Source organism: Streptomyces sp. NPDC048514, from assembly GCF_043199955.1.
Lineage (GTDB): Bacteria > Actinomycetota > Actinomycetes > Streptomycetales > Streptomycetaceae > Streptomyces.
On sequence record NZ_JBICWT010000027.1, the window covers coordinates 1 to 3,634 of the forward strand.

General features: G+C 73.2%; 1 protein-coding gene. It reads left to right on the forward strand.

The window, feature by feature from the left end; genetic code table 11:
* On the forward strand, nt 1-3,634 hold a 3,634-nt coding region (locus ACGFT2_RS34055; RefSeq protein ID WP_393286230.1), incomplete at both ends, for an SDR family NAD(P)-dependent oxidoreductase.

The following is a 3,634-nucleotide window of genomic DNA, read 5'->3' on the forward strand; positions in this document are numbered from 1 at the left end:
CGTTCTGGGAGGCGGTGGAGCGGGAGGATGTGCGGTCGCTGGCGGCGGCGCTGGATCTGGACGGCCTGGATCCGCTGGTCTCGTTGCTGCCGTCGCTGGCGTCCTGGCGCCGTCGCAGCCGCGACCGGGCGGTGACCGACTCCTGGCGCTACCGCATCACCTGGAAACCACTGCCCGAGGACAAGTCCGCCGTCTCCCAGGGGACTTGGCTCCTGGTGGGCCCCGCCGGCCGGTCCGTGACCCGGGAACTCGCCGGCACCCTGACCCGCCAGGGTATGACGGTGCTGTCCTTGGAGGTCGGCGCCGAGGGCGCCGACCGCGAACTGCTGGCCTCGCGGCTGCGCGAATCCCTGAACGGCACCGCCGCCCCCGTGGGCGTACTCTCCCTGCTCGCCTTCTCCGAGGACGTCCCTCCCCGGCAGCCGGGACTGCCCTGCGGTCTCGCCCACACCCTGACCCTGATCCAGGCGCTCGGCGACGCGGGGATCGGCGCCCCCCTCTGGCTCGCCACCCAGAGCGCCGTCGCCACCGGCAGGTCCGAAGCCGTCGCGAGTCCGCTCCAGGCCGCGCTCTGGGGTCTGGGCCGGATCGCCGCGCTGGAGTACCCGCAGCGCTGGGGCGGCGTGATCGACCTGCCCCCGTCGCTCGACCAGCGGGCCACGGCGCGCGTGGCCGGGGTGCTGGCCGGTGTGCACGACGCGGAGAACGAGCTGGCCGTTCGCCCCTCCGGGACGTTCGGCCGGCGACTCGTCCGGGCCACACCGCGCGGAGCCGCGCGTACGCCCTGGCGGCCTCAGGGCACGGCCCTGATCACCGGTGGCACGGGCGGCCTGGGCCGTCACGTCGCCCGGTGGCTGGCCGGCGCCGGCGCCGAACACCTCGTCCTGGTCAGCCGCAGTGGACCGGACGCCCCCGGCGCCGCGCAGCTGCAGGCCGAACTCACCGCACTCGGCGCCCGCGTCACCCTCGCCGCCTGCGACGTCAGCGACCGCGACGCCCTGGCCGAGCTGCTCGGCGACCTGGACTCCGCTGACTCACCCGTCCGGTCGGTGTTCCACACGGCCGGCGTCCTCGACGACGGAGTCATCGACACCCTCACCGCCGACCGGGCCCACACCGTCCTGCGACCCAAGGTGGACGCCGCGCTCAACCTGCACGAGTTGACCAAGAGCCGTGACCTGAGCGCCTTCGTACTGTTCTCCTCCTTCGCCGGCACGCTGGGCGGCCCCGGCCAGGGCAGTTACTCGGCGGCCAACGCCTTCCTGGACGCGCTCGCCGAACAGCGCCGCACGGCGGGCCTCGCGTCGACGTCCGTCGCCTGGGGCCCCTGGGCGGGCGGCGGCCTCGTCGACGACGCCACCGAGGCGAGGCTGCGCGCGGGCGGAATGCCCGCGATGGCACCGGAGTCGGCGATCGTCGCCCTCCAGCAGGCACTCGACCTGAACGACACGTTCGTGGCCGTCGCCGACGTCGACTGGGAGCGCCTCACGGCGTCCTCCCCGGCCGGACCCGCCGTCCCGGTACTGGCCGACCTGCCCGAGGTGAGCGCCGTCCGCGCCGCCCTCCCCGGCGCCGGCGCGCACACCGGCAACCGCGACGACGACTCCCCGCTGGCCCAGCAGCTGGCGGGCCTGCCGGACACCGACGCCATACAGGTTCTGACAGGTCTGGTCAGCACCCAGGTGGCAGCCGTCCTGGGCCACTCCGGCCCCGAATCCGTCGAGGTGGACCGGGCGTTCCGCGAGCTCGGCTTCGACTCTCTCACCGCCGTGGACCTGCGCAACCGGCTCTCGGCCGCGACCGGAATGCGGCTGCCCGTCACGCTCGTCTTCGACTATCCGTCCGTCACGGCGCTCGTCCAGCACCTCTTCACCGAAGTCGTCGGCACCCGGCCCGCCGCCCCCGAGCCCACGGCCGCGACCGCGTCCGTCGACGACGACCCCATCGTGATCGTGGGCATGAGCTGCCGCTTCCCCGGCGGTGTCACCACCCCCGAGGAGCTGTGGCGGCTCGTCGACGAGGGCCGCGACGTCGTGTCCGGATTCCCCACCGACCGCGGCTGGGACATCGACGGCCGCTACGACCCGGACCCCGACAAGCCGGGCACGTTCTACGCCCGCGGAGGTGGATTCCTCTACGACGCCGACCACTTCGACCCGACGTTCTTCGGGATCTCGCCACGTGAGGCCCTGGCCATCGACCCGCAGCACCGCCTGCTGCTCGAGACGTCCTGGGAGGCCTTCGAACGGGCCGGCATCGCACCGGCCTCGCTCAAGGGCACCGAGGCGGGCGTGTTCATCGGCGCCAGCTACAACGACTACGGCTCCCGCTTCCAGCAGGCGCCCGAGGAGTTCGAGGGCTACCTCGCCACCGGCAGCGCCAGCAGCGTCGCCTCCGGGCGCATCTCGTACACCTTCGGTCTCCAGGGCCCGTCGCTGACCGTGGACACGGCTTGCTCCTCCTCGCTGCTCGCCCTGCACCTCGCCGCGCAGTCACTGCGCCAGGGCGAGTGCTCGATGGCGCTCGCCGGCGGTGTGGTCGTGATGTCCACCATGGACAGCTTCATCGAGTTCAGCCGGCAGCGGGCCATGTCCCGCGACGGCCGCTGCAAGGCGTTCTCGGCCGACGCGGACGGTGCGGGCTGGGCCGAAGGCGTGGGCCTGGTGTTGCTCGAACGACTGTCCGACGCGCAGCGCAACGGCCACCAGGTGCTCGCCGTCGTCAAGGGCTCGGCCGTCAACCAGGACGGCGCGAGCAACGGTCTCACCGCCCCCAACGGTCCCTCGCAGCAGCGGGTCATCCAGACGGCGCTCGCCGCCGCGGGACTCACGACGTCCGACGTGGACGTGGTGGAGGCACACGGCACCGGCACCCCGCTCGGCGACCCCATCGAGGCGGGGGCGCTGATCGCGACCTACGGCCGGGGACGGGCGGCGGACCGGCCGCTGTGGCTCGGCGCGCTCAAGTCGAACATCGGTCACACACAGGCCGCATCCGGTGTGGCCGGTGTGATCAAGATGGTCATGGCGATGCGTCACGGTGTCCTGCCGCGCACCCTGCACGCCGACGAACCCTCCCAGAAGATCGACTGGTCGGCCGGGTCGGTGGAGTTGCTGACCGAAGCCCGTCCGTGGCCGGAGACGGGTGCACCGCGCCGCGCCGGTGTGTCCTCCTTCGGCGTCAGCGGCACCAACGTCCACCTCCTCCTGGAGCAGGCGCCGGAGCCGGTCGCGCACGAGCCGGTGCCCGGTGGCGGCGGTGTCACGGACGAGCCGGCGCCCGGCCATGGCGGTTCCGTGGTGCCGTGGGTGCTCTCGGGCACCTCGCACGAGGCGCTGAGCGCGCAGGCCGAACGCCTGCGCGCGCACATGACGGAGTCCCCGAAGCCGTCGCCGTCCGATGTGGCCTACTCGCTGGCGACCGGCCGGACGATGTTCGACCACCGTGCTGTCGTGGTCGGCGCCGACACCGAGGAGCTGCTGCGTGGTCTGGAGGGACTGGCCCGCGCGTCCCACGACGGCGTACGGCTCCGATCCGGCCTGACGGCGTTGATGTTCACGGGTCAGGGTGCGCAGCGGGTGGGGATGGGCCGGGAGTTGTATGGGGTGTTCCCGGTGTTCGCGGCTGCGTTCGA